The following is a 26,340-nucleotide window of genomic DNA, read 5'->3' as shown; positions in this document are numbered from 1 at the left end:
GCGCCCCTCCCCTAATGCCGCTCGAGAGCGACAGCGGTCGCTTCACCGCCACCGATGCAAAGTGCAGCCATGCCGCGCTTCAGGTCGTAACGCTCGAGCGCCGACAGCAGCGTCACCAGAATGCGTGCACCGGACGCGCCGATCGGATGGCCGAGCGCGCAGGCGCCGCCATGCACATTCACCTTGTCATGCGGCAGGTCGAGATCACGCATTGCAGCCATGGCAACGACGGCAAAGGCTTCGTTGATCTCGAAGAGGTCCACCCCGGAAAGCGGCAGGCCGGTGCGGTCCGAGAGCTTCTGCAGGGCACCGATCGGCGCCGTGGCAAAGAGATTGGGCGCTTGCGAATGTATGGCGTGGCCGAGGACGGTGGCCAGCGGCTTGAGGCCGCGGCGCTCCGCCTCCGAACGGCGCATCAGAACAAGCGCGGCGGCACCATCGGAAATCGAACTGGAATTGGCGGCCGTCACCGTGCCGCCATCGCGGAAGGCAGGTTTCAGAGTGGGGATCTTGTCCGGCTTTGCCTTGCCGGGCTGCTCATCAACGCTCGCCACCTGCTCGGTCCTGCCGGATTTCACCGTTACCGGCACGATCTCCTTATCGAAGCGGCCCTCGGCGATCGCTTTCTGCGCTCGTTTCAGCGACGTGACCGCGTAGGCGTCCTGCGCCTCGCGCGTAAACTGATAGGCTTCGGCGCAATCCTCCGCGAAGCTGCCCATCAAGCGCCCCTTGTCATACGCATCCTCCAGCCCGTCGAGGAACATATGGTCCACGACCCGCCCATGGCCGAGCCTGTAGCCCGCACGGGCGCGATCAAGAAGATAGGGCGCATTCGTCATGCTTTCCATGCCGCCGGCGACCGCGATAGAACCGCTGCCGGCAGCAATCAGGTCATGCGCCATCATAACGGCCTTCATGCCGGAGCCGCACATCTTGTTGACCGTGCTGGCGCCCGTGGCAAAGGGCAATCCGGCATGGATCGCCGCCTGGCGAGCCGGCGCCTGGCCTTGACCGGCCGGCAAAACACAGCCGAAAACGACCTCCTCGATTGCGTCAGCCTCAACACCGCTGCGTTCAAGCGCTGCGCGGATCGCCGCCGCGCCCAGTTCGGGAGCGGCGGCGTCCTTGAGTTCACCCTGAAAGCTGCCGATCGGCGTTCGGGCCGTGCCGACGATGACGATGGGATCCTGCAGGATCATGTTTCCTCCTTCGGGCTGACGCTCAGCGCGCGCCCATGCGCAATGCGCCGTCGAGGCGAATGACCTCGCCGTTCAGCATGCTGTTTTCCAGGATATGGCGCACCAGCGCGGCAAATTCGGCTGGATGCCCAAGCCGCGGCGGGAACGGCACGCTCTTGCCGAGTGCTTCGCGCACCTCGGCCGGCACGCCGGCCATCATCGGCGTTTCGAAAATGCCGGGCGCAATCGACACGGTACGAATACCATGGCGGGCAAGCTCGCGGGCAATCGGCAGCGTCATTGCAGCGACGCCGCCCTTGGACGCGGCATAGGCCGCCTGCCCGATCTGTCCGTCGAAGGCGGCAGCCGAAGCCGTGTTGACGATCACGCCGCGCTCGCCTTCGGCATCCGGCTCTGCGTTCTGGATGGCAGCGGCCGCGAGCCTGATCATGTTGAAAGTGCCGATGAGATTGATGCTGATCGTCCGGACGAAGCTTTCCAGCCGGTGCGGCCCATCGCGGCCGACGACCTTCTCGGCCGGTGCCACGCCGGCACAATTGATAAGCCCGCGAAGCGGACCGAAGGCATCGACAGCTGCGGCGATGACAGCAGCGCCGTCTTTTTCGTCCGTCACATCGGCCCTGATGAAGCGCGCGCCCTGCCCCAGTTCGCGGGCAATCGCCTCGCCTGCGTCAAGATTGAGATCGGCGATCGTCACGCGACCGCCAGCTTCGACGAGCATACGCGCCGTTGCCGCCCCAAGCCCGGAGCCGCCGCCGGTAACGATGAAATTTGCGCCGCTGATCTGCACGGATCGCTCCTCCTTGCCCAGCAGACATTCCCTCCAGAGTCTACCTGAAATGGAATTCTAATCCCTCACCCTATTGCAAGCGATGACAGAATTGCCGCATTATCGCGGCCAATTTTGCCACAGGCGGCGGAGCGGCAATGGCTGAAATCGAGCGACGCATGATTGCGCCAGGCTTTGTCGAGGAAGCCCTCGACAGCCTGCGAAGGCTGAGGAGGCCGACCGCGCCGATCCTGGCCAGGCTCGGCCTGCCCGAGCAGATCAGTCAGCCGGTTTCGGCCGAAGTCTATGGTGCGCTCTGGCTAGCAATCGCCGCCGAACTCGACGACGAATTCTTCGGCATGGGCGCCCGGCCGATGCGCAGCGGCAGTTTCACCCTGCTTTGCCATTGCGTGCTGCACGCGCCCACCCTCGGCCATGCGCTGCGGCGGGCCTTGCGTTTCCTCGATGTGGTGCTGGACGATCCGCGCGGCACGCTCGTCGTCCGCGACGGGCTGGCTCAGATCGAACTGCGCGACGCCGGCGAATCGCGCTCGGCCTTCGCCTATCGCACTTACTGGATACTCCTTCACGGCATCATCTGCTGGCTGGTAGGCCGACGCATCCCGATCCGGCTCGTCGATTTTCGCTGCGCAGAACCTCGCCAGGGTGCCGACTATCGGCTCTTCTTCGGCGCCCCGGTACGCTTCTCGCAGCCGATCAGCCGGCTCGGCTTCGATAGCTCAATGCTCGATCTGCCGATTTCGCGCAGCGAACAATCCCTGAAGCAGTTCCTGCGCGGGGCCCCGGCTAACATCCTCGTGCGCTACCGCTATGATGCCGGCATCGCCGCTGCGGTGCGCCGCCGCCTCTCCCAGACCTCTCCCGCCGCCTGGACGAGTTTTCAAACACTGGCGAAAGACATGCACATGCCCTCCTCGACACTGCGACACCGCCTGCACGACGAGGGCCAGAGCTATGCCGGCATCAAGGACGATATCCGCCGCGATCTCGCCGTCGACATGCTGATGAACACCCAGAAGACGATCGGCGAAATCGCCGTGCAGCTCGGCTATTCCGAGCCTAGTGCCTTCTTTCGCGCCTTCAAGAAATGGATAGGCAAGAGTCCCGAGGCTTTCCGCCGTGAAGAGGCAAAATCGGCGCAATGGGAATAGGCTTCGTTGAAGGGGAGCTTTGAACCGGCCGCAACCCGCGCTACATATTTTAGTGGGAGGAATGCCATGTTTGATTTTTCGTTGGGCGAAACCGCGGATGCAATCCGTGACGCGACGGCGCGCTTTGCCGCTGACAATATTGCTCCGCTCGCCACGGAGATCGACGAAAGCAACACGTTTCCCCGCCAGCTCTGGCCGAAGATGGGGGAGCTCGGTCTGCATGGCATCACTGTCGAGGAGGAGTTCGGCGGTGCTGGTCTCGGTTACCTCGAGCATGTCGTTGCCATGGAGGAAGTATCGCGTGCATCGGCCTCCGTGGGGCTGAGTTACGGCGCTCATTCCAATCTCTGTATCAACCAGATCCGCCGCTGGGCGGCATCGGAGCAGAAGCACCGCCATCTGCCAAAGCTGATTTCGGGCGAGCATGTGGGCTCGCTTGCCATGTCCGAAGCCGGTTCCGGTTCGGACGTCGTTTCCATGCGGCTCAGGGCCGAGCGCAAGGGTGATCGCTACCTCCTTAACGGGACCAAGTTCTGGATCACCAATGCACCTCATGCCGACGTACTTGTCGTCTACGCGAAGACCGATCCGACCGCCGGACCGAAGGGAATTTCGGCATTCATCATCGAGAAGGGTCTGCCCGGCTTCAGCGTTTCGAAAAAGCTTTCCAAACTCGGCATGCGCGGCAGCGATACGGCAGAGCTTGTCTTTCAGGATTGCGAAGTGCCCGCGGAGGCTCTGATGGGTCGAGAAGGCGACGGTGTGAAGATCCTGATGTCAGGCCTCGATTATGAGCGTGCCGTGCTTGCTGCCGGTCCGCTTGGCATCATGCAGGCCTGTCTCGACGTGGTGCTGCCCTATGTGCGGGAGCGCAAACAGTTCGGCAAGGCAATCGGTGACTTCCAACTCATGCAGGGCAAGATCGCCGATATGTATGTCGCGCTGAATTCGTCTCGCGCCTATGTCTATTCCGTCGCTCGTGCCTGTGATGCCGGCCGCACGACACGCGCGGATGCGGCAGCCGCCATCCTCTTTGCCAGCGAAAATGCTGTAAAGGTCTCGCTGGAGGCAATCCAGGCGCTTGGCGGCGCCGGGTATACCAAGGAGTGGCCGGTCGAGCGCTTTCTGCGCGATGCCAAGCTTTACGATATCGGTGCAGGGACCAACGAGATTCGACGCTATCTGATCGGTCGGGAGCTCATCACATCATGACGGTGATTTCCTCAGCGATCGATCGGGACAGCGAAACCTTCAAAGCCAACAGCATCAAGAACAGGGGACTGATCGCCGAACTCTACGATCGCTCGGCCAAGACCCGCGAGGGCGGCTCACAAGCGGCCCGCGAACGCCACGCGAGCAAGGGCAAGCTACTGCCGCGCGACCGCATCCAGCTGCTGCTCGACGGCGGCAGCCCGTTCCTGGAGATCGGCACACTGACGGCAAACGGCATGTATGGCGATGAAGCCCCGGGTGCCGGCATCATCACCGGGATAGGCCGCGTCTCCGGCCGCGAGGTCATGATCGTCGCCAATGATGCGACGGTGAAGGGCGGCGCCTATTTTCCGATGACGGTGAAGAAACATCTGCGAGCGCAGGAAATCGCGATGCAGAACCGGCTGCCCTGCATCTATCTTGTCGACAGTGGCGGCGCCAATCTTCCGCATCAGGCCGAGGTCTTTCCCGACCGCGATCATTTCGGGGCGATTTTCTACAATCAGGCGCAAATGTCGGCGGAAGGCATTCCGCAGATTGCCTGCGTGATGGGAAGCTGCACGGCCGGCGGCGCCTATGTGCCAGCCATGTCCGATGAGACGGTCATCGTGCGCAACCAGGGCACGATCTTCCTTGCCGGCCCGCCATTGGTGAAAGCCGCGACCGGCGAGATCATTTCGGCCGAGGAGCTCGGCGGCGCCGAGACCCATGGCCGCCGCTCCGGCGTCGTCGATCATGTCGCCGAAAACGACGAGCATGCGCTGCTTCTCGTGCGCGATATCGTCGCCAGTCTCAACAGCGTGAAATCGGTCGATATCGACATTCAGGCCCCTCGCCCACCCAAGCTCGATCCCGAAGATCTCAGCGGCATCATCCCCGAGGACGTCCGCTCGCCCTATGACGTGCGCGAGGTCATCGGCCGGGTCGTCGATGGGTCCGAGTTCCATGAGTTCAAGCCGCTCTATGGCACGACGCTCATCTGCGGTTTTGCCCGTATCTGGGGCCTGCCGGTCGCCGTCATCGCCAACAATGGCGTGCTGTTTTCCGAGAGCGCGCTGAAGGGCGCACATTTCATCGAGCTTGCCTGCCAGCGCCGCGTGCCGCTGCTGTTTTTGCAGAACATATCAGGTTTCATGGTCGGCGGACGTTATGAGGCGGGCGGCATCGCGAAGGATGGGGCGAAGCTCGTCACCGCAGTTGCCACAGCCACGGTGCCCAAGGTCACCGTCATCATCGGCGGCAGTTTCGGGGCTGGCAATTACGGCATGTGCGGCCGAGCCTATCGCCCACGCTTCCTTTTTACCTGGCCGAACAGCCGCATCAGCGTGATGGGCGGCGAGCAGGCGGCTTCCGTACTTGCCACCATCCGCCGTGATGCGATGGAAGCACGCGGGGAGACATGGCCAGTCGAAGATGAAGAAGCCTTCAAGGCGCCGATCCGCGCCGGCTACGAGGCCGAGGGCAATCCCTATTACGCCACCGCACGTCTCTGGGACGACGGCATCATCGATCCGCGCCAGACGCGCGATGTGCTTGGCCTTGCCTTTTCCGCCTGCCTGAATGCACCTATCCCCAAAGGGCCGCGTTTCGGCCTCTTTCGGATGTGAGGTGGCGATGATGGAAAGCCTGCTCATAGCCAACAGGGGCGAGATCGCCCGCCGGATCATCCGTACGGCAAAGGCTCTCGGCATCCGCACAATTGCCGTTTATTCAGAGGCGGATGCCAACCTGCCCTTCGTGACAGAAGCGGACGAGGCTATTGCCATCGGCCCCGCGCCCGCTCGTGAGAGCTATCTTTCACAGGAGCGGATACTGGAGGCCGCCCGCAGAACAGGTGCGGCCGCAATCCATCCCGGCTACGGCTTCCTGTCGGAAAATGCCGAATTCGCCGAAGCCGTCGAGAATGCCGGCATCATCTGGGTCGGTGCCCCACCCGCCGCAATTCGTGCCATGGGTCTCAAGGATGCCGCGAAACAGCTGATGCAGGCCGCCGGCGTGCCCGTCACACCAGGCTATATGGGCGCTGACCAGAGCGACGAGCGGCTCGCCGCAGAAGCTATGGCAACAGGGTATCCGGTGCTTATCAAAGCCGTCGCCGGCGGCGGCGGCAAGGGCATGCGCCGGGTCGACCGACCGGAAGATTTCGCAGAACTGCTTGCCTCCTGCCGCCGCGAGGCTGCCTCGTCCTTCGGTGACGACCGCGTGCTGATCGAGCGCTATATCGCCAATCCGCGCCATATCGAGGTACAGGTCTTTGCAGATCGCTTCGGCAATTGCGTCCATCTCTTCGAACGTGACTGCTCGCTTCAACGCAGGCACCAGAAAGTGATTGAGGAGGCACCCGCCCCGGGCCTCGACGCCGGAACCCGAGCCTCAATTTGCGAAGCAGCGGTCAAGGCGGCGAAGGCGGTAAATTACATGGGTGCCGGGACCATCGAATTCATTGCCGATGCCTCGGGGGGCCTGCGCCCGGATCGCATCTGGTTCATGGAGATGAACACGAGGCTGCAGGTGGAGCACCCTGTCACCGAAGCCATCACCGGCGAGGATCTGGTGCTCTGGCAACTGAAGGTCGCCGCCGGCGAGCCGCTGCCGAAGGGACAAGACTATATCCTGATGAACGGCTGGGCCTTCGAGGCTCGCCTTTACGCCGAAAACCCTGCTGCCGGCTACCTGCCCTCGATCGGCCATCTCGATCATCTGCGCTTGCCTAAAAATGTCCGCGTCGACAGCGGCGTCGAGGAGGGTAACGAAATCACCGCCTTCTACGATCCGATGATTGCCAAGATCATCGCCCACGGCCCAAATCGTGACGCAGCCCTCGCGAGACTCACCAGGGCCTGCGAAAGCATCGAAATCTGGCCGGTAAAATCCAATGCCGGTCTGCTCGCGCGCGTCGCCATCGACGCGGATTTCCAAGCGGCAAAGATCGATACGGGCTTTCTCGACCGTCACGGTGAAACCCTGCTGCCGAAGGAGCCCGACGAGACGACGATCGACGGGGCAGCGACGGCATTGGCAGCGAAAGAAGCCACCGATCCCTGGTCAGCCCTCGCCGGCCTGCGTGTTGCGAGCACAGGCGATAGCCGCGCGCGCGTCCGCGTCGGCGACCATCTCTATTGGGGGCACGTCCGCTCCGGCCTCGAAACCAATGCCGTCAGGTTCGGCGATACCGTCGTTCTCTTCGATGGCGGCAATGCCTGGCCGATCGGCCTTCCCGTCGCCAGCGAAGTCGAAGCGCATCAGGGAGCCGGCGATGGCGCGATCCTTTCGCCGATGCCGGGTCTCGTCATTTCCGTCGATGTCGCGGAAGGCGATCGCGTTGCCAAGGGCGACAGGCTGCTGACGGTGGAGGCGATGAAGATGGAACATACGCTGCGTGCGCCCTTTGACGGCATGGTCGGCAAACTGCCGGTCTCCGTGGGCACGCGGGTCTCGGAAAACCAGCTCATCGCCAGCGTCATGAAGGAAGAGCACTGATGGCCGGCCGCTACTTCGACGAATGGATGGTCGGCGACCGGATCGCCCACGAGATCCACCGCACCGTCACGGAAACCGACAACCTGCTCTTCACCACGCTCTCCCATAATCCGCAGCCGCTCCATCTCGACGCAGATTATGCGGCGGGGACTGAATTCGGCCGCATCGTCGTCAATGGCACCTTCACCTTCGCGCTCACCGTTGGCCTCTCGGTCGGCGACACGACGCTCGGCACGCTGGTCGCCAATCTCGGCTACGACAAGGTGACGATGCCGAGGCCGGTGTTCATCGGTGACACGCTTCGGGTGGAAACGGAGGTGACGGAGCTCCGGCGCTCCAATTCCCGGCCCGATGCCGGGATTGTCACGTTCAAGCATATTACGCTGAATCAGCGAAACGAGATCGTTTGCCAGTGCCTGCGGACGGCCATGCTGCAGGTGAAGCCGTCATGAGGCTGCGCTCGCTGCTTTTCGTGCCCGGCGACAGGCCGGAGCGTTTCGACAAGGCGCTCGCATCAGGCGCCGATGCCGTCATCCTCGATCTGGAAGATTCCGTCTCCGCGCAGAACAAGCCGCGGGCGCGAGACGCCGTGCACGACTTCGTCACGCGCCGAGCGGCCAATGCGACGCTTGTGATCCGCATCAACCCCCTTGCAACGTCTGCCTGCCAAGACGATCTGGCTGCACTCGCTGAGATCAGCCCCTTCGCGATCATGTTGCCGAAGGCTGAAGGCGCAGCTTCGGTGCGCCAGCTCGCAAGCCACCTGTCATCATCCGCGGTGTCTATCCTGCCGATCGCGACTGAAACGCCGGCTGCCATTTTCGAGATCGGCAGTTACCGGGACGTCACCTCTCATCTCTGCGGGCTGACCTGGGGCGCGGAAGATCTGCCGGCCGCAATCGGCGCTGTTACCGCCCGCGAGGCAGATGGACGCTACACCGCCCCCTATGAGCTCGCCCGCTCTCTGGTGCTGTTTGGCGCGCACGCCGCCGCGGTTCCCGCCATCGAAACCGTCTATCCCGATTTCCGTGATCTCAGCGGTCTTGCGACCTATGCTGCCCGCGCCCGGCGCGACGGTTTCTCGGGAATGATGGCGATCCATCCAAGCCAGGTCGAACCGATCAACCGGGCCTTCACGCCGGACGCATCTGAGATCAGTTGGGCGGAAAAAGTCGTAGCCGCCTTCGCTTCCTCGCCGGACACCGGCGTCATCCAGATCGACGGGCGCATGCTCGACCTGCCGCATCTGAAACTCGCAAAACGCATTCTAGAGGCCGGAAAGCTATCCAATGACGGATAACTGGGCCGCAATCCGGTCGAGGGCGGCGAGAAACCTTCAGCCACCGGGACTTGGAAACGTGGTTGGCCGGCGATGGAAGCGCCCAATAAATAGGCAAAATGCTCCGGAAGTCGCAAATAGAATATTAAACGTCGTATTTTTATAGCTCAACGCACAGCTGTGCAAAGCTATTTCCGAGGTCGAATCCTCCTGATAGCAGGTTGTTTCCGGTTAAGCTTTCTCGCCATTTTTGATAACGGCCTAATAATAATTACCGCCAATAGAATTGAATAGACAAGTGAGCTTTCGATTCTTGCGCTATATTTCATATATAAATGAAATATAGACAATCACTTCGGCGAAATCGACAAACGAAAGGCATCGATGTTCGATGAGCAGTTCACAAAATTCGGACATGAATATTTTGTGACAGAAACTTTCTACTCTATTCATGTCATAGAAACTTCATTGGTTACCGCAAATTGAACCAGTTAATAGGGCGTGCGCTCAAGAGGGGGCGCGTCCTATTTTTCGAGGGTTCTCATGCAAGCCAAGCTTCTCGGCGCCGTAGGCGCCCTACTCGCTTCAGCTTTCGTTGCTGCTGGTCCCGCCGCTGCTGCCGAAAAGACCAAGATCGACTTCTGGTTCGGCAACTCTGGCGATATCGCTACGCGCGTTCAGGAACAGTGCGACCGTTTCAACAAGTCGCAGAACGACTTCGAAGTCGTCTGCACCAGCCAGGGCTCTTACGACGCCTCGCTGCAGAACACGATCGCCGCTTTCCGCGCCGGCAAGCAGCCGACCATCGCTCAGGTTTCGGATGCCGGCACGCTCGACATCATGCTTTCGGGCGCCTACTACCCGGCCAACAAGCTCATGAAGGACATGGGCTACAATGTTGACTGGAACGACTACTTCTCCGGCATCGCCGGCTACTATGCAACGTCGAAGGGCGAGATGTACTCGTTCCCCTTTAACTCCTCGACGGCTCTGCTGTACTGGAACAAGGACGCCTTCGCCAAGATCGGCAAGGACCATGCTCCCGCTACCTGGAAGGAAGCTGGCGAAGACTTCAAGGCTCTGAAGGATGCAGGCTATGCTTGCCCGCTCGGCTTTGACATCTCCAATAACGAAGTCTGGCAGTTCATCGAGCAGTTCGAAGCCGTCAACGGCGAACCGATTGCTACGAAGAAGAACGGCTTTGAAGGCCTCGACGGCGAGCTGGTGTTCAACAAGAACCCGATGCTCGTCAATTTCGTCAAGGACCTGAAGGGCTGGTACGACGCCAAGGAAGCTGTCATCAAGAACAAGGCCGTTGGCCAGACCTTCGTTGAAGCTTTCGCTGCTGGCGATTGCCAGGTTATCCTGACCTCCGTTGGCGACCATGGCAACATCGGCCGTACCGCCAAGCAGGGCATGAACTGGGGCGTTTCCATGCTCCCGACCTATGGCGATGCAAGCCGTCACAGCTCCTACGTTGGCGGTGCTTCGCTCTGGGTTCTGAAGGGTCATTCGGACGCCGAATACAAGGCTGCCGCTTCCTTCTTCAACTTTATCGCAAAGCCGGAAGAAGCCCTCACCTGGTCGACCGTTACCGGCTACATCCCGGTTCGTAACTCGGGCTTCGAGTACCTGAAGAAGCAGGGCTTCTACGACAAGGCTCCTTATGCCGGTCGCGAACTTGCCATTCAGAGCCTGACCGCTTCGCCGGCTGGCGACACGGCTGCCAAGGGCATCCGTCTCGGTGGCCTGCTCCAGGTCCGTACCGAAATCGCGAACGGCCTGCAGGCAATCTTCGTCAACAACGCCGACGTACAGGCTTCGCTCGACTCTGCTGCCGACCGCGGCAACCAGCTGCTGCGTCGCTTCCAGCAGACCTACAAGGGCGTTCAGCTCCCCTAATCGACTGATATGAGACGCACCCGGCCCGCTTCTGGCGCGCCGGGTGCGTCTTTGTAAATCCTACCGGCTGCGGCAGCAAGATCGCCGTCCGCGCCAGAACCCAACCAGTGCGAAAACGACCACTCATGGAAAAGCGCGTCACTTTCTCCTCGACGACGACCGGCATTCTCTTCGTATTTCCGATGCTGTTGCTGATCTTCGTCTTCTTCTACTGGCCGAGTGCGCAGGCGCTGTATTGGGCGTTCACGCTCGAGCAGCCATGGGGCGGCGGCAATGCCTGGGTCGGTTTCGACAATTTCAAGCAGCTGCTTTCGGACCCGGTCTATTGGGACTCCATCACCCGCAGCATGATCTTCGGCTTCGCCTCGACCGCCATCGCCATGGGCCTGGCGCTCATACTGGCGCTTCTGACCGATCGTGAACTGCGCGGCCACAAGATCTATCGCTCGGTCTTCATCTGGCCCTATGCGATTGCCGCTCCCGCTCTCGGCCTTGCCTTCCGCTTCATCCTGGCACCGGAAGCCGGCCTCCTGTCGGTCATCAACCACGTCTGGCCCGGCCTCTGGAACCCTGCCTTCGACGGCAAGGATGCGATGATCGCCGTCATCGTCGCCTTTTCTTGGAAATATATCGGCTACAACTTCATATTCTTCCTATCGGCGCTTCAGGGCATTCCACGCTCGCTGATCGAAGCTGCCGCCATGGACGGTTCCGGACCGATGCGCCGGATCTGGGATATCCAGCTGCCGCTCCTCACCCCGACGCTGTTCTTCCTTCTGGTCATCAACATCACCGAAAGCTTCCAGGATTCCTTCGGTATCGTCGACGTGATGACCCAGGGTGGTCCGGCGCGTGCCACCGAACTCATGGTCTACAAGATCTTTTTCGACGGCTTCAAGGGCCTCGATTATTCAGGTGCCGCAGCTCAGTCCATGATCCTGATGGGTCTCGTCATGCTCCTTACCATCGTCCAGTTCCGCTTCATCGAGCGGCGCGTGCATTACAAGTGAGGTCGCGAACATGATCGAACGCACGCCAATCTTCAATTTTATCTGCTACACGCTGCTGGCATTGGGCATGGTGATCGCCCTTCTGCCCTTCCTGATCGTCATCGTCGCATCGACGCTTGATCTGGAAACCGTCAACCGGGTGCCGCTGCCGCTGGTTCCGAGCAGCCATTTCTGGGAGAACGTGCAGACCGCTTGGGTGCGCGCCGATCTCGGCAACAAGCTTTTCCACAGCGTCATCTTTGCTGCCACCGTCGGCGCCGGCAAGGTCATCCTTTCCGCGATGGCAGCTTTCTCGATCGTGTATTTCCGCTTCCCCGGCCGCCATCTGATCTTCTGGATCATCTTCATCACGCTGATGCTGCCGCTCGAAGTGCGTATCGTGCCGACCTATTCGATCGCCGCCAACGCGCTCCAGCCGTTCCAGACGATCCTCGATGTAACCGGCATCAGCTGGCTGGTCGCCCAGGTCACCGGCATCCAGATCAAGCTCGAATGGGGTCTGCTGAACTCCTATCCGGGCCTCGTGCTGCCGATGGTCGCCACCGCAACCGGCACCTTCCTCTACCGCCAGTTCTACCTGACGGTGCCGGACGAGCTTGCGGAGGCATCGAAGATGGACGGCTCCGGTCCGGTCCGCTTCTTCTGGGACGTGTTGCTACCGCTGTCGCGCCCGAACATGATCGCGCTCTTCACCATCATGTTCGTCTGGGCCTGGAACCAGTATCTCTGGCCGCTCCTGATCACGACCGACCCGAAGTTCGGCATCGCCGTGACCCAGCTCAAGACGCTCATTCCCTCCGAATTCGGCCTGCCCGACTGGAACGTCGCGATGGCCGGAACATTGATCATCATGTCGCCGCCGCTGATCCTCGTCATCCTGATGCAGCGTTGGTTCGTGCGCGGCCTTATCTCCACCGAGAAGTGAAAGGAACAGAACCTTGGCACCGATCTCCATCCGTGGCGTGAAAAAGAACTATGGCAAGCACGCCGTCGTTCATGGCGTCGATCTCGAAATCCAGTCGGGCGAATTCATCGTCATCCTCGGCCCGTCCGGCTGCGGCAAGTCCACGCTGCTGCGCATGGTCGCCGGCCTGGAAGAAATCACCGGCGGCGAAATCGCCATTGACGGCCGCGTCGTCAACCAGCTCGAGCCGCGTGAACGCGGCTGCGCGATGGTCTTCCAGAACTACGCGCTTTACCCGCACATGAGCGTTGCCGAAAACATCGGTTATGCACTCAAGGTCGCCGGCGTACCGAAGGCCGAGCGTGACCGCCGGATCGCCGACGTTGCCAAGGCGCTCAGCCTCGAGCCCTTCCTCGAGCGCCGCCCGGCCGCTCTCTCGGGCGGTCAGCGCCAGCGCGTCGCCATGGGCCGCGCCATGATCCGCGAGCCGAAGGTCTTTCTTTTCGACGAGCCGCTGTCGAACCTCGATGCCAAGCTGCGTATCGCCATGCGTGCGGAAATCCGCCGCCTGCATCGCCGCCTCGGCGCAACCTCGATCTTCGTGACACACGACCAGAACGAGGCCATGACACTTGCCGACCGCATCATCGTCATGAATGCCGGCAATGTCGAACAGGTCGGCACGCCGGAAGAGGTCTATCACTATCCCGCAAGCCGCTTCGTTGCCGGCTTCGTCGGCACGCCGGCAATGAACCTGCTGGAAGGCCGCGTCAACGAAACAGGCGTGTTCATTTATGACGAAGGCCGCACCGTGACGCTTCCCGCTGAGCGCGGCAAGCAGCTTGCCGGCCAGCGCGTTGTTCTCGGCGTGCGCGCCGAAGCCGCTCGCCTCGTCTCCCCGGATGCGCCGGGTGCACTCGTTGCGACCGCCGACTTCATCGAAGAACTGGGCGCCAGCCGGATTGTCCATGCCGATTTCGATGGCCTGCCCTTTGCTGTCGCCATGACCGGTTCGGTCTCGCTGAAGACCGGCGATCGGATCGGCATTGCGATCGATCAGGATTCGATCCATCTCTACTCGGCTGAGACCGGCAAAGTGCTCGTCGCGCCGGCAAGAAGCAACGCCGTGACCGTTAACGCCTGAGCTGATGCAGATGATGAGCTTTCTTGATCTCGCCAGCGGCGACCGCAACCTGGTTGCGGCCGCCGTAGAGGCGCTTGCCGTACCCCCAGCCACGTTCTTCGATGAGGCGCGTTCTGCCGAACTGACACAGGCCGAGCATGACCGGCTTGCAGCGACCCTGCCGGCGCTTTCGACGATCGAAGTCGTACGGACTGCCAGCGAAGCCAGCATCGGAAACGGTCTCGTCGTCGCCGCTTGGAACGCCGAACGGCTGAAATATCATGCGCCTTCGGTGGAACTCGTCCGCCAGAGCGTCGCCGATATCCTGTTGCTCACGGAGGCTGATCTCGGCATGGCGCGCGCCGGCAACCGGCACACTGTTGCCGACCTCGCCCGCGATCTCGGCATGTCCTATGCTTTTGGCGTGGAGTTCGTGGAACTTGGTCTCGGCGATTCCCGTGAGCGCGAATGGCATAAGGGCGAGACGAATGCCGTCGGGTTTCACGGCAATGCGCTGCTCTCCCGTTTGCCGTTGCTTGATGCGGCATTGATCCATCTCGATGACTGTGGCACGTGGTGGACGGATGCAAAGGACGGGCAGGGTCGGATCGGTGGCCGCATGGCAATCGCGGCCAAAATCGAAACCGCATTCGGGCCGATCATTGCAGTCAGCGTGCATCTGGAAAGCAAGACCGACATTGCGGATCGGGCAATGCAGACAAAGAGGCTGATCGCCGCCGTTGAAAAGCTCGCCGATGGCTTACCCGTGGTTTTGGGTGGCGATTTCAACACCAATATCCTTCCCGAGGGGTCGCGTGAACCCGAAGCGCACGAACCGCTTTTCGGTCTCCTCGCGGAGGCCGGCTACAATTGGGAGACTGCCAACGACTTCACGGTCACACAGCGCACGCGCCCCGACGGAACGCCACAGCCTCCTTTTGCTCGCCTCGACTGGCTGTTTACCCGCGGCCTTTCGGCAAGCGACGCCGTGACTGTTGCTGCCGTCGACGCAGACGGAGCAGCGATCTCCGATCACGAACTGATCAAGGCGCATTTTTCCGCGCTCTGAGCCGCCGGAGGCGAAAGAGTCCACTAGCCGATCAATGGTGACGGTGGTCCGCCGTCACTTCGCCGGAAACCTTTCATGAAGTGTTGCATTCACGCACTAGCGGGGACGCTTTAGGCGTTGCTAACATTTCGGTGACTGGCGGGGGCCGGCTGCAAGCGTTCGACGAGGGAGCGCTTGCTCAAATGGGATGGCTGTGCATTGCGGATCCGCAGCCATCCCATACTCGCCCAGCTGAACAGCTCATCGCATCGGAGCCCACGCAGGCCCGATGAGCCCCCGAAACAAATCACTCTCCTGGTGAAACCTACAGCCGCCAGTTTTTGCAAATTGGTCCGCCTGTCGGTCGATCATGAAATGAGAAACTCGTGACGGCACAAGTTCCTTTCGTAAATCGAGGAACAGTCGGATCGCACCATCGTTATGTTCGCAACGGATGGAGGACGACATGTCTAACGTGTCACGAACAGGAAACGACGAGATCAACAACGCCACAAATCCGAACACGTTTGGGCGTTCGGTCGAAAGCAAGGCGCAGATCGCGGACGCGGCGGCGGAAAGTTCAACCCTCCCGGCAGGCGAGCCCCTTGGTATCTATCGACTTGAACCGACCGCGGCGGCAGATGATCCGAGATGGGAAAATTCGCCGGGCCACGGCGTCGTGGTGGTCGCAGCGAGAACGGCGGGTGATGCCCGGATCGTGGCGGCCGGGCGCGAGCTCGACTTCATGGAGGTCGACGCGGCGCCCGCTGACGATGTCACCACGACACATGCGAGCGCATTTCGCGACGACAAGCTTTACACAGTCGTCGAGATCGATCGGAATCGCACGGATGTCGTACGAGGCGTGATTGAAGGCGAAATCTCGGTTGATACGATCAGGCCTGTGCAGCCCGATTAAGTAAGGCGAGTATTTCGCGATGCTGGCTCCAAGGCCTCGCCTCCGCGAGCAAGCTTAGTTTTCCTGGATCCGATGAATCCGCTGTCTTACTCGGTGTATCGGCGCCAGAGGCGCCGTACAGACCCATGGCATCAGGCGTTCAAGCGGGCCGCATATTCCATGGAACTTCGATCATCGCCGGTTGTTTTCACCTGGATTGGAGAACCACCATGGCATCAATGACAAAAGAAGAGCTGTCGAAGCATCTGAAGAAGCTGGATTTCTGCATGTTTTCGACACGTGGAGCCTCGAACCGGATCAGCACTCGGCCGATGAGCAACAATGGCGACGTCGAATATGACGGAGATTCCTGGTTCTTTTCCTATGCGGATACGCGCAAGATATCCGACATTCGGAAAGACAACGCGGTGCAGCTGACCTTCACTGCGCCACCGCATCTGCTTGGCAAACCGGGCATATTCATCGCGATCGATGGTAACGCTTCGCTCATTGAGGACGTCTCGGAATTCGAGCAACACTGGGTCAAGGGACTGGAACGATGGTTTCCCGAGGGCACCCAGACGCCTGGGCTTGCCTTGATCAAGGTTGCGGCACGTTCGATCCAATATTGGGACGGTGAAGAAAACGGCAAAGTCGAGGTCTGAGATCCGCAAGCGATGCTTCACCGACGCCGATAGTGCCGTCGGCGGCAGCAGGAATTGGCGCCCAACTCGTCCTCAGCCAAGCTAGAGACGAGCTATTGCTTCCCCGAGCTCCTTGCGAAGCTTTTCAAGCCGATCTCGCGCCTCGTCCCGTTGCGCCCGCAATGCCTTGATCGACTTCTCCTGTTCCGTCAGATCCTGAAGGAACTGCTGCTTGAGCGGTGTGTCGCCGACAGAGGAAAGCAAGCCTGAAATCCGTGAGGATTCTGACGTTGCGTCTTCAATTGCCTGCATGACCGTAGCCAGGTCCCTCTCCGCTTCCTTTTGTGCCTTCCTTGCCGTCACAAGGCCCTGAAGTTTCGAGGCGATTTCCGGAGACGGCCCTTCATCGAGCCATTGCAGGATCACAGTGTCATCGATATCGGCAATCGCCTGCGTCTCGCTCTCGGCCATGCGCCATTCGATGGTCGTCGAAACCTTCTTGCCCGCGGGGACGATCATAGTTGCCCGCGCACCTTGCGGTGTCTCTTCCACGCCTCCGGACTTAACCAGTTCCCATCCTGCCATGCCCGGGTCTTCCGCGACAAACGTCCTGTCGGCATCAGCGCCCCAGACGGAGAAGGTCTTTCGCAGCCGTCGCTCCAGTGTGGCCTCGAGATAACCGTCCTTTACGATGACAGTTCGAAAAGAACTGGATATGGCGCTTGCCACTTCCTGCTCGATCTTCTGATCGGCGGCAAACGTCGCCTTTTCCACGCCGCCCGGCTTCACATTGCCTATGCGTGCGTCGCCGACATAACGCCCTTTGTCGTCATAGACTGCCGCCACCGCCGGCGGTAGCGAAGTCCCCGTGTCGTTGGTGAGCACGAGGGCTGCATCCGGATGTTGCGCACCATCGCGATAGAGAGCGACGAACTCTGCCTTGATCTCGCGATCCAAGATCGGCACGGAAATCGTCTCACCGTTCTTCAGGTCGTATACGCCGGGAAGATCGAAGTTTGCGACCACGTCGCCCTCGTCGGCAGTCGCACCGATGGTAGCGGCTGGAGCAGCCTCAACTGGAGCAGGAGCCTCGGCCAGCGGCTTGTTCGCCAGCGCGCCTCCAAACTTGCTACGTTTGGCGCCTCCAAGGTCCAGATAGGCGAAATCCACTTCCGGGCGTGATGGCCATGCTCTGGCATACAGTCTCTGGCGAAGCGTCACGGGCTTGCCGGACGTCAGAGAAATGGAAACCCCGTGCCAATCCTCGCCGGACGCATTCTCAAGGACTGCCCAGGCTTGCAACCGCGCTTTGCCCTTGGCGTCAACAATGATCCTGTAGGACGGCTTCCAGAGCGGGGCTGCCACGACATAGGAGATATCTACGGCCGCCGACGCCTTGCCTTCGAGCGCGATGGTGACGGCCCGGCTTCCCTGCACGCCGTCACTCGACAACAGTTCTGCGGCTCGGGAAATCATCTCGGCGTCTTTGGGATCGTCGAGCTTGTAGGCCATAGCGCCACCGATCTCGGCAACGTCAAAGGCACCGCTGTCCAGCATCACGATCAGCCGTGCGCGTTGCTTCTCGCTCGCAGGCTCTACTCCGACGATGCGGCCCTTCACTCCGTTCGCAGAGACAGGCGCTCCTCTGAGAGACCGTAACACACCCGCCGCCGAATCCAGATCCTGCGGCTTGATCGGGAGCACCTTGAATGTTTCGTCCACCATGTCTGGGCCGGTGGTCGAAAGGCCCTTTACGGGCGCGGGCCCCGATACGACGAGGGTCTTGAGAAAGTCATCCATCTGATCGGTCGGCACGTCGATGACAGCATTGCCGTCCTCTCCGACATCAAGATTGCGCACATATTCGGCAACGCCGCCTGACGACAGCCGGATCGACTTGATCGTCCCGGTTTGTGCAAATGCGGTTGTGGAGAGCAGTACTGCGGTAAGTGCCGCACAGACAACGGATGCGTATTTCATGGAGCCCCCTCGATTAATCCCGAGCGAGAATGAGCGTAAAAAAGGGGCGGCATTTCGGCATACGATTGCTTTTCCGCAAGCTCGCGCCCAGCCCTTGTCGAGACGCGACCAAGTCTCTGCCGGAGATCTCCATCTTCGATGCGATATCGGGAAAGATGTCGTGAAATTGAGAAGACGAACGCCTATATACGTCGCTCGAATCTGTTTGAAAGGAAATCCGTCATGACTATCAATGGAAGCCTGCTCGTCGCGGGATCGGAGAAGCGCGGCACGCGCGGCGAGCTCTACGGTGTCGAAGCAGCCACGGGGACGGCGCTGCCCGTCTCTTTCGGTGGCGCCTCCGCCGAAGACGTCGAAGAGGCGACCAGGCTTGCATGGGAGGCCTTCGCTTCCTACCGGGAAACCGATCTCGAAACACGGGCTGCCTTTCTTGAAACCATCGCCAGCGAGATCGAGGCCATCGGCGACGAGCTGATCGTGCGGGCAATGGCGGAAACCGGACTTCCGCGTGGACGTCTCGAGGGCGAGCGCGCTCGCACGATGGGACAGCTTCGACTATTTGCGAAAGAGGTGCGCGAAGGCCGCTTCCAGGAGCTTCGCTTCGACGGCGCGGATCCCTCCCGCAAGCCGGTTCCGAAGCCTGACCTGCGCCTGCGTAACGTTCCCCTGGGGCCCGTCGCGGTTTTCGGCGCATCGAACTTTCCGCTCGCCTTCTCCGTCGCCGGCGGTGACACGGCATCTGCGCTCGCAGCGGGATGCCCGGTCGTCGTCAAGGCGCATTCCGCTCACCCGGGCACATCGGAACTGGTCGGCCGCGCCGTTCAGCGCGCCGTTGCCAAGGCTGGTCTGCATGCCGGCACGTTTGCGCTCCTCTTCGATACCGGCTTCGAAGTCGGTCAGAAACTGGTGGCCGATGCCAGAATCCGCGCCGTCGGCTTCACGGGCTCGCGCCGCGGCGGCACTGCGCTGATGAAGATCTCTTCCGAGCGCAAGCAGCCGATCCCGGTCTATGCCGAAATGAGCAGCATCAACCCGGTCATCTTCTTCCCCAACGCGCTGAAAACCCGCGCGGCGGAGATCGCAACGGCTTTCGTAGGCTCGCTTGTCCTCGGTGCCGGGCAGTTCTGCACCAATCCCGGCCTCATTCTCGCCGTCGACAGCGAAGGCCTGGACACTTTCATTGCCAAGGCGCGGGAGCTTCTGCCCGATGTCGGCGCCCAGACGATGCTGACAGGTTCCATCGCCAAGGCGTTCTGCGATGGCGTTGCCCGGCTGGAAAAACATCCCGAAGTCAGGCTCGTTGCCAATGGCAAGCCCGGCAGCGAATTCGAAGGCACGGCCGCTCTCTTCGAGACGACGGCTGCAGCATTCCTTGCGCATCACGAGCTGCAGGACGAGGTCTTCGGAGCAGCCGGCCTTATCGTGCGCTGCCGTGATCTCGCCGAACTCGAGCGCGTCCTCGACGGCCTCGAAGGCCAGCTGACCGTTGCCCTGCACATTACGAGCGAAGACGAACAGGACGCCAAGCGCCTCGTTCCAAAGCTGGAAATGCTTGCCGGACGCCTGCTCGTGAACGGCTTCGGAACCGGCGTGGAAGTATCGCCCGCCATGGTGCACGGCGGCCCCTACCCGGCAACGGCCGATGGCAGATCGACCTCCGTCGGGACGCTCGCCATCTACAGGTTCCTGCGTCCGGTTTCGTATCAGGACTTTACGACCACCCTGCTTCCAGCGCCGCTGCGTTGATCGAGTAGAGCAGCCGGACCTTAAACCGGCATCTGAAAATTGCACCACGGGCGCTCAGGCGGCCCGTGGTACGCATTGGCAAAACCTCAGTCTCAAAATCGTCATTTTGCCGATGACAGCGACGCCATTCTCTGCAAGAAAGAGTGCTGTTGAGAGACAGGGGCGCCCGTTTGCGAAAGCGGGCTGAGAAGCACCCTTCGAACCTGAACCGGATAATGCCGGCGGAGGGAGTCGCTCGGGTCGCCATCTGCTTCATCGCATGATCGTTCCCGCGCCTGCCCCGCCTGAAAGGGGTACTATGGAGAACAAGACACCCGGAGCACTGTTGACGGCGATGCGGGCGAAGCCACCGCTCGTGCAGTGCATCACCAATTACGTGGCCATGAACATCGCCGCCAATGTGGTCCTTGCGGCGGGTGCATCGCCTGCCATGGTCCACGCCGCCGAAGAAGCCGGAGAGTTTGCCGCAATCGCCGGCGCTTTGACCGTTAATATCGGCACGCTCTCCACCCAGTGGATCGACGGCATGCATGCTGCGGCAAAGGCTGCAAACGCGAGCGGCAAACCTTGGGTCCTTGATCCGGTTGCCCATTATGCGACGTCCTTCCGCCGCAAGACGGTTTCCGATCTGCTGGCGCTTCGCCCGACGATCATCCGCGGCAATGCTTCTGAAATCATCGCGCTTGCCGGTGGCGAGAGCCGCGGCCAAGGCGTCGACAGCCGCGACCCGGTTGAGCAGGCAGAAGCGTCCGCGCGGCTGCTTGCCGAACGGCATGGAGCGGTCGTCGCCGTCACCGGTGTGGTGGATTTCGTGACGGATGGTGCGCAGGCGCTGCGCATTGAAGGCGGCTCGCCGTTGATGCCGCAGGTGACTGCGCTCGGCTGTTCGCTCACCTGCCTGACCGGCGCCTTTGCCGCCACCATTCCCGCCGATCCTTTCGCAGCCGCTGTCGCAGCACTTTCTACCTTCGCGGTTGCCGGCGAAGAGGCGGCCAAGGATGCTGCCGGCCCCGGCTCCTTCTCCTGGCGCTTCCTCGATCAGCTCGCCGCGCTCGATGGAGCAAAGCTCGATGCAAAAGTGAGGATCAACGCCACATGAAACGCTTCGATCTTTCCCTCTATCTGGTCCTCGATCCCGATCTCTGCGCCGATATCGGAATGGTCGAGACGGCGCGGCTTGCCGTTGCCGGCGGCGCCACGATGGTGCAGCTTCGTGACAAGCATGGCGGGACGGCAAGGATGATCGAGACCGGTCTGGCGCTGAAGGAGATCCTGAAGGATACCGGCGCTTTGCTCGTCATCAACGACGACGTCGAGGCAGCCATCGCGATCGGCGCCGACGGGCTGCATATCGGCCAGGATGATATGGGGCCAGCCGTCGCCCGGGCGATGATCGGCCCGGACATGATCCTTGGTCTGTCAGCCGAGAGCGAAGCGCTGGCAGCGGCCATCGATCCCGCTATCGTCGACTATGCCGGCATCGGCCCAATCTTTGCGACACCCACCAAGGCAGACCACAAGCAGCCGATCGGCTTTGACGGGTTGGCGAGACTGGTGAAAACCGCCCCCGTTCCGACGGTTGCAATCGGCGGCTTGAAGAGCGAGCATGTCACTTCCGTCTTCGCGGCCGGAGCCGATGGGCTTGCTGTCGTCTCGGCGATCTGCGGCACCCCGGATCCTCAGGCAGCGACGATCCGCATCTCCGAGGAAATCCGAAAGGTCCGCCGATGATCCGCAACGTCCTGTCTATCGCCGGCTCCGATCCATCCGGTGGCGCCGGCATCCAGGCCGATCTCAAGGCTTTCTCTGCTCGCGGCGTCTATGGCATGGCGGCGCTGACGGCCCTGACGGCGCAGAATACGCAAGGGGTGACGGGCGTGCATCTTGTCCCGCCCCTCTTCGTCGCCCAGCAGATCAAGGCGGTCTTTGCCGATGTGCGCGTCGATGCGGTCAAGATCGGCATGATTGCCAATGCCGGCATTGCCGAAGCCGTTGCCGAGGCGCTGGCGCCTCATCGCGGGATTCCCATCGTCGTCGATCCTGTCATGATCGCCAAGGGCGGAGCGGCACTCCTCGACCCGCGGGCTGTCGATGCGCTGACGAAGCATCTGCTGCCGCTTGCGACGCTGCTCACCCCCAACCTGCCGGAAGCCGCAGCGCTGCTGCACGAAGAGGTTGCCGAAAGCCGCGAGCAGATGGCCTCGCAAGCCGAGCGCCTGCGAGCGCTCGGCCCTGCCGCTGTGTTGGTCAAGGGCGGTCATCTCGAGAGCAATGAAAGTCCCGACATATTGGCAACCGACTCCGGCCGGCATTGGTTCGAGGCGAAACGCGTCCCCACGAAGAATACACACGGGACCGGCTGCACACTTTCCAGCGCACTCGCCGCCGAGCTCGCAAAGGGTGCTTCGCCGCAAGCGGCTGTTTCGACTGCGAAAACCTATCTTGCGCAAGCAGTCGCTGCCGCGGGCGAGCTGGCGGTCGGCTCTGGCCATGGACCGATTCATCATTTCCATGCCCTGTGGAAAGACGCCGGGCTCTGAGCCGGATCACAGACCCGATAATGCCCAGCGGCCCGGTTAAACCGGGCCGCTTTGTTTTGCCTACCCCCAGTTGAACCAGGATTGCCTGCCAAAAAGCCTGTTGACATGGCCGCTCGGATATCGAAAGTTATGTCATTAAAAAGGGATACATTCCGTAATAACGGAATAATTGGAGGAATTCGGGTGTCGGACCTGCTTGTGAGCTTATATTCCACGAAGCTCGCCGAACTGAAAGAGAAGGCCGGCTCCATCGGCATCGTGATCCGTCCAGCCCTGCCGCCGGAACTTCATGTCGTCGTTACCTGGGTGCGCGAACATTTCAGCGAGAACTGGGCAAGCGAAGTGAGCGTCGCCTTTTCCCGCCAGCCTGTCGCCTGCCTGATCGCCGTCGAGGATGGCAAGCTGCTCGGCTTTGCCTGCTATGACACGACCGCCCGCGGCTTCTTCGGCCCGACTGGCGTCGATCCGGCCGCACGCGGCAAGGGCATTGGCCTCGCCCTCTTTTCCGCCTGCCTGCAGACCATGAAGACGCTGGGCCACGTCTATGCCTTCATCGGCGATGCCGGCCCCGTCGATTTCTACGTCAAGACCGCCGGCGCGGTCGAAATTCACGCCCCCGACAAGGGCATTTACGAAGGCATGCTGCGAAGCCAGCCGAAATGACCATCTGATACCGGAGTATTGAAATAGTGTCCTCGACCCCGCTCGCTCTCTTCGTCGGCCTTCCCAATCCGACGCTTTCGGACGACGAATTCGCCCTCTTCCGCGAGACGAATCCGCTCGGCCTCTTCGTCGGCCGTCGCAATCTGCGCAATCCGGAGCAGGCAAAGATCCTGATCGACCGTTTCCGCGAGGCCGTCGGCCGCGACGATGCGCCCGTCTTCACCGACCAGGAAGGCGGCCGTGTGCAGCATATGGATGCCGGCCCCTGGCCGCTTTTCCGCAGCTTCGGCCAGTTCGCCGAGCTTGCGCGCCATGACTTCGCACTCGGTAAGAAGGCGCTGCGTCTGTCCACCCAGGCCATGGGTGTGATGATGACCGAACTCGGCCTGTCGAGCGGCTGCTCGCCGGTTCTCGATCTCGTTTTCGAAACAACGAGCGCGGTGATCGGCGCCCGCTCCTTCGGCCCCGATCCGGATTTCATCGCTGCACTGGGCCGCGAAGTGGTCGATGGCCTCCTCGAAACCGGTAACATGCCGGTCATGAAGCACATTCCGGGCCACGGCCGCGCCACGCTCGATTCCCACAAGGAACGCCCGGTCGTCGACGGCTCGCGCGAAACACTGACCGCAACCGACTTCAAGCCTTTCGTGGCGCTGAAGGACACGCCTTGGGCGATGGTCGCCCATGTCGTCTACTCCGCTTACGATGCCGAGCTGCCGGCTTCCATCTCGCCGATCATGCATGACGTGATCCGCAAGGACATGGGTTACGACGGCGTTCTGATCTCCGACTGCATCTTCATGGATTCGCTGCAGGGCACTCTGCCAGGGCGCGTCGCTCAGGTTCTCGATGCCGGTTTCGACATTGCGCTTCACAGCCATGGCGACGTCAAGGAGAGCGAGGCCGCCGCCAAGGCCGCGCGCCCGCTGACGGAAGCCGCTCAGAAGCGTATCGCCGCCGGCAAAGCCCGCCTCGGCACTCTCAAAATCGACTATCGCGCTGCCCATGCGGAAGTCGAATCGATGTTTGCAAGCGCACTGGTCTCCTGACCAGCGCGCGTATTCTTCACCTCATAAGAAAAGGGGAATTTGTAATGAAGAAATATCTTTTAGCGGCTGCGGCCCTGACGATGCTATCGGGCTCGGCCGTCGCGCAGACCGTCCTCACGGCCAATATCGAGCCGGCAACCACCTGGGTGCGCAACTTCAACCCGTTCAACCAGACTTCGTCGCGTCAGTCGACCCTTGACTTCATCTATGAGCCACTGGTCATCTTCAACCGCTTCGACAGCAACAAGCCGGTCTATCGCCTGGCCGAAAGTTTCAAGCTCTCCGACGACCTGAAGAGCATCGATTTCAAGCTGCGTCCAAACCTGAAGTGGTCGGACGGCCAGCCGCTAACCTCGGCCGACGTCAAGTTTACCTATGACTATCTGAAGAAGTTCCCGGCCCTCGATTTCGTCAGCATCTGGACCTTCATCACCGATGTGCAGGCGGTCGATGGCCAGACAGTCCGCTTCACGCTCGCCAATCCAAGCTCGCTTGCAGCCGAACAACTGTCGCAGCTGCCGATCGTGCCCGAGCATGTCTGGAAGGATGTTGCCGATCCGGTCACCTACGCCAACGAAAATCCCGTCGGCAGCGGTCCGCTGACCGAAGTGCCGCGCTTCACCGGCCAGACCTATGACCAGTGCCGCAACCCGAACTACTGGGATGCCGAGCATCTGAAGGTCGATTGCATGCGCTTCCCGCAGCTTGCCGACAACAACCAGATCCTGACGGCGACCGCCGACGGCACGCTTGACTGGGGCGTCTCCTTCATTCCCGATATCGACAATGTCTATGTCTCGAAGGATCCGGCGCATTATCACTACTGGTATTCGCCGAGCAGCATGGTCGCCTTCCTGTTCAATCTCGAAACGTCCAACGAGGCCAACAAGAAGGCCTTCAACGACGTGAAGTTCCGCCGTGCGGTCTCCATGGCGCTTGACCGCAAGACGATGATCGATGTGGCTGGCTACGGCTATCCGACATTGAACGAAGACCCGGGCCTGATGGGCGAGCTCTACAAGAGCTGGGCGGACCCGTCCGTTATGGCCGAGTTCGGCAAGTTCGCCGCCTATGACGCCGATGCCGCCAAAGCGCTGCTCGACGAAGCCGGCTATGTCGACAAGGACGGCGACGGCCTGCGTGACAATCCTGACGGTTCGAAGATCTCCTTCTCGATCATCGTTCCGAACTCCTGGACGGACTGGATCGACACGGTCAATATCGCGATCGAAGGCATGCAGGCAGTCGGCCTTGATGCCAAGATCGAGACCCCGGAAGAAGCCGTCTGGACCTCCGATCTCATCGACGGAAAGTTCGATGCGGCGATCAACAGCCTGCCGGCTTCGGCCTCGCCCTATTATCCCTACAAGCGCGCCTTCAGTGCTTCGGACAAGGGCAAGACCCGCTTCACCGCACAGCGCTGGTTCAACCCGGAAGTGGAAGACCTGGTCACCCAGTTCACCCACACGGCCGATCTCGACAGGCAGAAAGAAGCGATGAACAAGGCTCAGCGCATCGTTGCCGAAAACATGCCTGTCATCCCCGTGTTCAACAACCCGAACTGGTATCAGTACAACACCAAGCGCTTCACCGGCTGGTCGACCAAGGAAAACCCCTTCGTCAATCCGTCCATCTCGCGCACCAACCCGGCACGTCTTCTGAACCTGCTGGCGCTTGAGCCGGTCAAGTAAGCCATTGTTGCAAACTGCGGGAGCGGCGCGG

Annotated in this window: 23 protein-coding genes and 1 riboswitch; of the genes, 20 read left to right on the top strand and 3 right to left on the bottom strand. The window is 61.2% G+C overall.

From position 1 onward, the window contains the following. Positions 1 to 11: 11 nt before the first annotated feature. Both LVY75_01110 and LVY75_01105 read right to left on the bottom strand, forming a co-directional pair. Positions 12 to 1,199 carry an acetyl-CoA C-acyltransferase gene (locus LVY75_01110; protein ID XAZ20594.1) on the bottom strand — a complete coding sequence of 396 codons (1,188 nt, stop codon included), beginning with the start codon at positions 1,197 to 1,199 and terminating at the stop codon, positions 12 to 14. Positions 1,200 to 1,221: 22 nt separating this feature from the next. Then, positions 1,222 to 1,989 (bottom strand): 3-hydroxyacyl-CoA dehydrogenase, encoded by a 768-nt coding sequence (locus LVY75_01105; protein XAZ20593.1) that lies wholly within the window; start codon positions 1,987 to 1,989, stop codon positions 1,222 to 1,224. Positions 1,990 to 2,126: 137 nt separating this feature from the next. Between LVY75_01105 and LVY75_01100 the strand changes: the two genes are divergently transcribed. The 13 genes from LVY75_01100 to LVY75_01040 all read left to right on the top strand — a co-directional run bounded on the left by LVY75_01100 (position 2,127) and on the right by LVY75_01040 (position 16,661). After that, complete coding sequence (locus LVY75_01100; protein ID XAZ20592.1) at positions 2,127 to 3,140, top strand: AraC family transcriptional regulator; 1,014 nt, start codon at positions 2,127 to 2,129, stop codon at positions 3,138 to 3,140. 66 nt (positions 3,141 to 3,206) lie between these two features. Continuing rightward, a complete protein-coding gene (locus LVY75_01095; protein ID XAZ20591.1) occupies positions 3,207 to 4,352 on the top strand; it encodes an isovaleryl-CoA dehydrogenase in 1,146 nt (381 codons plus the stop codon). Continuing rightward, positions 4,349 to 5,959 carry a methylcrotonoyl-CoA carboxylase gene (locus LVY75_01090; GenBank protein ID XAZ20590.1) on the top strand — a complete coding sequence of 537 codons (1,611 nt, stop codon included), beginning with the start codon at positions 4,349 to 4,351 and terminating at the stop codon, positions 5,957 to 5,959. Before LVY75_01095 ends, LVY75_01090 begins: the two co-directional genes overlap by 4 nt. A gap of 7 nt (positions 5,960 to 5,966) precedes the next feature. Then, positions 5,967 to 7,832, top strand: coding sequence for an acetyl/propionyl/methylcrotonyl-CoA carboxylase subunit alpha (locus tag LVY75_01085; protein ID XAZ20589.1), 1,866 nt, complete (start codon positions 5,967 to 5,969; stop codon positions 7,830 to 7,832). Continuing rightward, on the top strand, positions 7,832 to 8,284 hold the full coding sequence (locus LVY75_01080; GenBank protein ID XAZ20588.1) for a MaoC family dehydratase: 453 nt from the start codon (positions 7,832 to 7,834) through the stop codon (positions 8,282 to 8,284). Before LVY75_01085 ends, LVY75_01080 begins: the two co-directional genes overlap by 1 nt. Further along, positions 8,281 to 9,132: a CoA ester lyase gene (locus LVY75_01075; GenBank protein XAZ20587.1), complete on the top strand. Its 852-nt coding sequence runs from the start codon at positions 8,281 to 8,283 to the stop codon at positions 9,130 to 9,132. The genes LVY75_01080 and LVY75_01075 overlap by 4 nt, the downstream gene beginning before the upstream one ends. Before the next feature lie 522 nt (positions 9,133 to 9,654). Beyond that, positions 9,655 to 11,013 (top strand): extracellular solute-binding protein, encoded by a 1,359-nt coding sequence (locus LVY75_01070; protein XAZ20586.1) that lies wholly within the window; start codon positions 9,655 to 9,657, stop codon positions 11,011 to 11,013. A gap of 125 nt (positions 11,014 to 11,138) precedes the next feature. Further along, positions 11,139 to 12,023: a sugar ABC transporter permease gene (locus tag LVY75_01065; GenBank protein ID XAZ20585.1), complete on the top strand. Its 885-nt coding sequence runs from the start codon at positions 11,139 to 11,141 to the stop codon at positions 12,021 to 12,023. Between the two features lie 10 nt (positions 12,024 to 12,033). Next, positions 12,034 to 12,948 carry an ABC transporter permease subunit gene (locus tag LVY75_01060; protein ID XAZ20584.1) on the top strand — a complete coding sequence of 305 codons (915 nt, stop codon included), beginning with the start codon at positions 12,034 to 12,036 and terminating at the stop codon, positions 12,946 to 12,948. 13 nt (positions 12,949 to 12,961) lie between these two features. Next, the gene (gene ugpC / locus LVY75_01055) at positions 12,962 to 14,071 is read left to right on the top strand and encodes a sn-glycerol-3-phosphate ABC transporter ATP-binding protein UgpC (protein ID XAZ20583.1); all 1,110 of its coding nucleotides are present in this window, start codon (positions 12,962 to 12,964) and stop codon (positions 14,069 to 14,071) included. 10 nt (positions 14,072 to 14,081) lie between these two features. Then, positions 14,082 to 15,119, top strand: a complete 1,038-nt coding sequence (locus tag LVY75_01050) for an endonuclease/exonuclease/phosphatase family protein (GenBank protein ID XAZ20582.1) — start codon at positions 14,082 to 14,084, stop codon at positions 15,117 to 15,119. A 433-nt stretch (positions 15,120 to 15,552) separates the two neighbouring features. After that, a complete protein-coding gene (locus LVY75_01045; protein XAZ20581.1) occupies positions 15,553 to 16,017 on the top strand; it encodes a hypothetical protein in 465 nt (154 codons plus the stop codon). 209 nt (positions 16,018 to 16,226) lie between these two features. Continuing rightward, positions 16,227 to 16,661 (top strand): pyridoxamine 5'-phosphate oxidase family protein, encoded by a 435-nt coding sequence (locus LVY75_01040; protein ID XAZ20580.1) that lies wholly within the window; start codon positions 16,227 to 16,229, stop codon positions 16,659 to 16,661. A gap of 81 nt (positions 16,662 to 16,742) precedes the next feature. Here the strand turns inward: LVY75_01040 and LVY75_01035 are convergent, their stop codons facing one another. Further along, positions 16,743 to 18,620, bottom strand: a complete 1,878-nt coding sequence (locus LVY75_01035; protein XAZ20579.1) for a DUF4139 domain-containing protein — start codon at positions 18,618 to 18,620, stop codon at positions 16,743 to 16,745. Positions 18,621 to 18,842: 222 nt separating this feature from the next. Between LVY75_01035 and LVY75_01030 the strand changes: the two genes are divergently transcribed. The 7 genes from LVY75_01030 to LVY75_01000 all read left to right on the top strand — a co-directional run bounded on the left by LVY75_01030 (position 18,843) and on the right by LVY75_01000 (position 26,309). Continuing rightward, positions 18,843 to 20,366, top strand: coding sequence for an aldehyde dehydrogenase (NADP(+)) (locus LVY75_01030; GenBank protein XAZ20578.1), 1,524 nt, complete (start codon positions 18,843 to 18,845; stop codon positions 20,364 to 20,366). 148 nt (positions 20,367 to 20,514) lie between these two features. Further along, a riboswitch (TPP riboswitch) is annotated at positions 20,515 to 20,613 on the top strand. Positions 20,614 to 20,664: 51 nt separating this feature from the next. Further along, positions 20,665 to 21,465, top strand: coding sequence for a hydroxyethylthiazole kinase (thiM, locus tag LVY75_01025; protein XAZ20577.1), 801 nt, complete (start codon positions 20,665 to 20,667; stop codon positions 21,463 to 21,465). Next, entirely contained in the window at positions 21,462 to 22,097 is a 636-nt protein-coding gene (gene thiE, locus LVY75_01020; GenBank protein ID XAZ20576.1) for a thiamine phosphate synthase, read from the top strand. Before thiM ends, thiE begins: the two co-directional genes overlap by 4 nt. Then, the gene (thiD, locus tag LVY75_01015) at positions 22,094 to 22,906 is read left to right on the top strand and encodes a bifunctional hydroxymethylpyrimidine kinase/phosphomethylpyrimidine kinase (GenBank protein ID XAZ20575.1); all 813 of its coding nucleotides are present in this window, start codon (positions 22,094 to 22,096) and stop codon (positions 22,904 to 22,906) included. The genes thiE and thiD overlap by 4 nt, the downstream gene beginning before the upstream one ends. A gap of 183 nt (positions 22,907 to 23,089) precedes the next feature. Continuing rightward, positions 23,090 to 23,569 (top strand): GNAT family N-acetyltransferase, encoded by a 480-nt coding sequence (locus tag LVY75_01010; GenBank protein ID XAZ20574.1) that lies wholly within the window; start codon positions 23,090 to 23,092, stop codon positions 23,567 to 23,569. A 26-nt stretch (positions 23,570 to 23,595) separates the two neighbouring features. Further along, positions 23,596 to 24,618, top strand: coding sequence for a glycoside hydrolase family 3 protein (locus LVY75_01005; GenBank protein XAZ20573.1), 1,023 nt, complete (start codon positions 23,596 to 23,598; stop codon positions 24,616 to 24,618). A gap of 44 nt (positions 24,619 to 24,662) precedes the next feature. Then, positions 24,663 to 26,309 (top strand): ABC transporter substrate-binding protein, encoded by a 1,647-nt coding sequence (locus tag LVY75_01000; protein XAZ20572.1) that lies wholly within the window; start codon positions 24,663 to 24,665, stop codon positions 26,307 to 26,309. Positions 26,310 to 26,340 lie beyond the last annotated feature (31 nt).

Origin of the sequence: Sinorhizobium sp. B11 (assembly GCA_039725955.1) — a bacterium.
Lineage (GTDB): Bacteria > Pseudomonadota > Alphaproteobacteria > Rhizobiales > Rhizobiaceae > Rhizobium.
This window is presented reverse-complemented; position numbering and strand designations above follow the sequence as displayed.

Coding starts and splice junctions, on each gene's coding strand:
- LVY75_01110 (XAZ20594.1), bottom strand. CDS start 1,199: ATGATCCTGCAGGATCCCATCGTCATCGTCGGCACGGCCCGAACGCCG.
- LVY75_01100 (XAZ20592.1), top strand. CDS start 2,127: ATGGCTGAAATCGAGCGACGCATGATTGCGCCAGGCTTTGTCGAGGAA.
- LVY75_01095 (XAZ20591.1), top strand. CDS start 3,207: ATGTTTGATTTTTCGTTGGGCGAAACCGCGGATGCAATCCGTGACGCG.
- LVY75_01090 (XAZ20590.1), top strand. CDS start 4,349: ATGACGGTGATTTCCTCAGCGATCGATCGGGACAGCGAAACCTTCAAA.
- LVY75_01085 (XAZ20589.1), top strand. CDS start 5,967: ATGATGGAAAGCCTGCTCATAGCCAACAGGGGCGAGATCGCCCGCCGG.
- LVY75_01080 (XAZ20588.1), top strand. CDS start 7,832: ATGGCCGGCCGCTACTTCGACGAATGGATGGTCGGCGACCGGATCGCC.
- LVY75_01075 (XAZ20587.1), top strand. CDS start 8,281: ATGAGGCTGCGCTCGCTGCTTTTCGTGCCCGGCGACAGGCCGGAGCGT.
- LVY75_01070 (XAZ20586.1), top strand. CDS start 9,655: ATGCAAGCCAAGCTTCTCGGCGCCGTAGGCGCCCTACTCGCTTCAGCT.
- LVY75_01065 (XAZ20585.1), top strand. CDS start 11,139: ATGGAAAAGCGCGTCACTTTCTCCTCGACGACGACCGGCATTCTCTTC.
- LVY75_01060 (XAZ20584.1), top strand. CDS start 12,034: ATGATCGAACGCACGCCAATCTTCAATTTTATCTGCTACACGCTGCTG.
- LVY75_01050 (XAZ20582.1), top strand. CDS start 14,082: ATGATGAGCTTTCTTGATCTCGCCAGCGGCGACCGCAACCTGGTTGCG.
- LVY75_01045 (XAZ20581.1), top strand. CDS start 15,553: ATGGAGGACGACATGTCTAACGTGTCACGAACAGGAAACGACGAGATC.
- LVY75_01040 (XAZ20580.1), top strand. CDS start 16,227: ATGGCATCAATGACAAAAGAAGAGCTGTCGAAGCATCTGAAGAAGCTG.
- LVY75_01035 (XAZ20579.1), bottom strand. CDS start 18,620: ATGAAATACGCATCCGTTGTCTGTGCGGCACTTACCGCAGTACTGCTC.
- LVY75_01030 (XAZ20578.1), top strand. CDS start 18,843: ATGACTATCAATGGAAGCCTGCTCGTCGCGGGATCGGAGAAGCGCGGC.
- thiM (XAZ20577.1), top strand. CDS start 20,665: ATGGAGAACAAGACACCCGGAGCACTGTTGACGGCGATGCGGGCGAAG.
- thiE (XAZ20576.1), top strand. CDS start 21,462: ATGAAACGCTTCGATCTTTCCCTCTATCTGGTCCTCGATCCCGATCTC.
- thiD (XAZ20575.1), top strand. CDS start 22,094: ATGATCCGCAACGTCCTGTCTATCGCCGGCTCCGATCCATCCGGTGGC.
- LVY75_01000 (XAZ20572.1), top strand. CDS start 24,663: ATGAAGAAATATCTTTTAGCGGCTGCGGCCCTGACGATGCTATCGGGC.